The sequence below is a fragment of the Novosphingobium profundi genome, assembly GCF_018491765.1.
In the GTDB taxonomy this organism is placed as follows: domain Bacteria; phylum Pseudomonadota; class Alphaproteobacteria; order Sphingomonadales; family Sphingomonadaceae; genus Novosphingobium; species Novosphingobium profundi.
This window is the reverse complement of the sequence record NZ_JABWCU010000063.1, coordinates 1-2558: the sequence shown is the minus strand read 5'-3', so window position 1 is coordinate 2558 and position 2558 is coordinate 1. Positions and strand designations below refer to the sequence as shown.

Sequence of the window (2558 nt, the reverse complement as noted above, 5' to 3'; positions counted from 1 at the left end):
TGTCAACCGGCGCGCAAAACTGACCCCCTATCGGCGTCCAATATTGACCCCACCTTTCGGTAGTCTGGCGGTTATCCCGGTAGTCGATAGGAGGGGCCCACGGACGACGACGCGCACCGTCAGGTGTGCTGGCGGCGGCGTCCGTGGGAGGTCCCTGTTGACCCACCGGGTTAACCGCCGGGGATGGGGGTCCGGGGGAAGGGGTTTTCGGCTCAGTTCCGGTTTTTGAACCGCCAGCTGTCATTGCCGGTCTCGATGATGTCGCAGTGGTGCGTGATGCGATCGAGAAGCGCGGTGGTCATCTTGGGGTCGTGGAAGACGCTCGGCCATTCGCCGAAGGCGAGATTGGTCGTGATGATGACCGAGGTCTTTTCGTAGAGCTTGCTGATCAGGTGGAAGAGCATCTGACCACCGGACCTGGCGAACGGCAGGTAGCCCAACTCATCAAGTACCACGAGATCAAGCCGCGAGAGTTGGGTGGCAAGGCTGCCGGCCTTGCCCAGGCGAGCCTCTTCCTCGAGCCGGTTCACCAGATCGACCGTATTGAAGTATCGGCCTCTGGCACCGGCGCGCACCACCGCGGCGGTGATGGCGAGAGCCAGATGGGTCTTACCCGTGCCTGTTCCGCCGATCAGCACGATATTGCGCCGTTCCGGCAGGAACGAGCCCGTATGAAGCGAGCGGATCAGTCCTTCGTTGATCGGCGTGCCATCGAACATGAACCCATCCAGGTCCTTGATCGCCGGAAGCTTGGCTGCGGTCATGCGATAACGGATCGATGCCGCATCCCGGTGCGCCGTCTCCGCACGCAACAGGTCGCCCAGCATCTCCATGACCGTTCTGTCTCGGCGGATGCCGTTGGTGACAGCATCATCGAAGGCCGTAACCATGCCCTTGAGCCCCAGCCCCTTAAGGGCGGCCATGATCTCATGCCGCTGCATCGAGGTCTCGCACGGTATCGTAGCGGCCGCAGTTCGCCTCTGGCGGATGCTTGAGCTTCAGGTTGACGACGACGTCCATAGCCTGCACGTCATGAGGCTCGCGTCGACGGGACAGGATGTTGAGGATGATCTCGTCGCTGACAGTACCGGCGCCGAGTGCCTCGCGCACTGCGGCCTCGACAGCCTCCAGGCCATCTTCGGGGACAGCGGCGAGGACGCGCACGAAGCGCCGGTCGGCATCGTCGCCCTTGCCCAGCTTGCGCCGCAGTTGGGCCAGCGCAGGTGGGAGAGCCCAGTCCTGGAAGGGGGCGCCATTGCGCAACGCACCGGGCTTGCGGGCGAGGATGGGCAGGTAATGCCATGGATCGAAGATCGTCTGGTTCCGACCGAAGACCCGTTCGTGTTCGGCCACGACAGCGCCATCGCAGCGGATCACAATGCGCGTTGCATAGGCCCGCACCTGCACAGCCTGATGGGCCGCCTTTGCCATCACCGAGTACCGATTGCGATCGAAGCTCACGAGGCACGTCGAACTGACCACGTGTTCGCTCTCGAAGAACCCGTCGAAGGGAACCGGTAGCGATTGCAGCATCGGCCGCTCCGCCTCCAGCGCCTGCGCGATCGTCATATCTTCCTGGTCAGGATGCTGGTTGCGTTCCGCCCAGCGCCGGCACTCGGCCTCCAGCCAGATGTTCAGCTCCTCGAGGCTGGCAAAGCGCAGGCGCGGCTTGAACAGGCGCTCCCTGCTGGTCTGAACCTGGTTCTCGACCTGTCCCTTCTCCCACCCCGCGGCAGGACTGCAGGCCACCGGCTCGACGCGATAGTGGTCCGTCATGATCAGGAACCGCCGGTTGAACAGGCGTTCCTTGCCGGTGAACACCGTCGTCACCGCCGTCTTCATATTGTCGTAGATGCCGCGCGTCGGAACCCCACCGAAGAAGGCAAAGGCGCGGGCATGTGCGTCGAACACCATCTCCTGCGTCTCGCGAGGATAGGCACGGACAAATGGTGCCCGTGACCAGCAAAACCGCATATGCGCGACCTTCACCCGCATCGGCTTGCCGGCGATCTCGACGTCCTCATGGCTCCAGTCAAACTGGTAAGCCTCGCCGGGCCGGTACATCAACGGGATGAACGCCTTAGCCATATCGCCGGCCTCGACGCGACGCTCACGCTTCCAGCGCGCAGCATAGCGCCGCACCGCGTCATAAGAGCCGCCGAACCCTTCACGCTGGAGCAGATCATGGATCCGCGTCATGCGAAGCCGGTCACGCCGGGGCAGCCCTTCGTTCTCTTCAAGCAGCTCTTCCAGGCGAGTGCTGAAAGGACCGGTCTGCGGCCGATGCTGTTCCTTGCGCTCGTAACTGGCATCTGCGTTCGGCGCCCGGACCGCCTTGCGCACCGTGTTGCGCGACAGCCGCAAATCCCGCGCTATCGCCTTGATCGGCTTACCGTCCCGGTGCTCCCGACGGATCCTCGTAATCGTCTCCACAACCAACATCCCTGTACCCGCCGTTCGGAACCCAAACGGCGGCGCTTCTCACAATGAGATGAAGGGGGTCAATTTTAGACGCCGATCACCCCGCTAAGGGGGTCAATTTTGCACGCCGCTCCACA

At 63.1% G+C, this 2558-nt stretch carries 2 protein-coding genes; both read right to left on the bottom strand.

Going from position 1 to position 2558, the window contains the following annotated elements; all coding sequences use genetic code 11:
- Positions 1–212 precede the first annotated feature (212 nt).
- Positions 213–941: an IS21-like element helper ATPase IstB gene (gene istB / locus HT136_RS25985; protein WP_213503862.1), complete on the bottom strand. Its 729-nt coding sequence runs from the start codon at positions 939–941 to the stop codon at positions 213–215.
- The gene (gene istA / locus HT136_RS25980; RefSeq protein WP_214202647.1) at positions 928–2442 is read right to left on the bottom strand and encodes an IS21 family transposase; all 1515 of its coding nucleotides are present in this window, start codon (positions 2440–2442) and stop codon (positions 928–930) included. Before istA ends, istB begins: the two co-directional genes overlap by 14 nt.
- Positions 2443–2558: the final 116 nt, after the last annotated feature.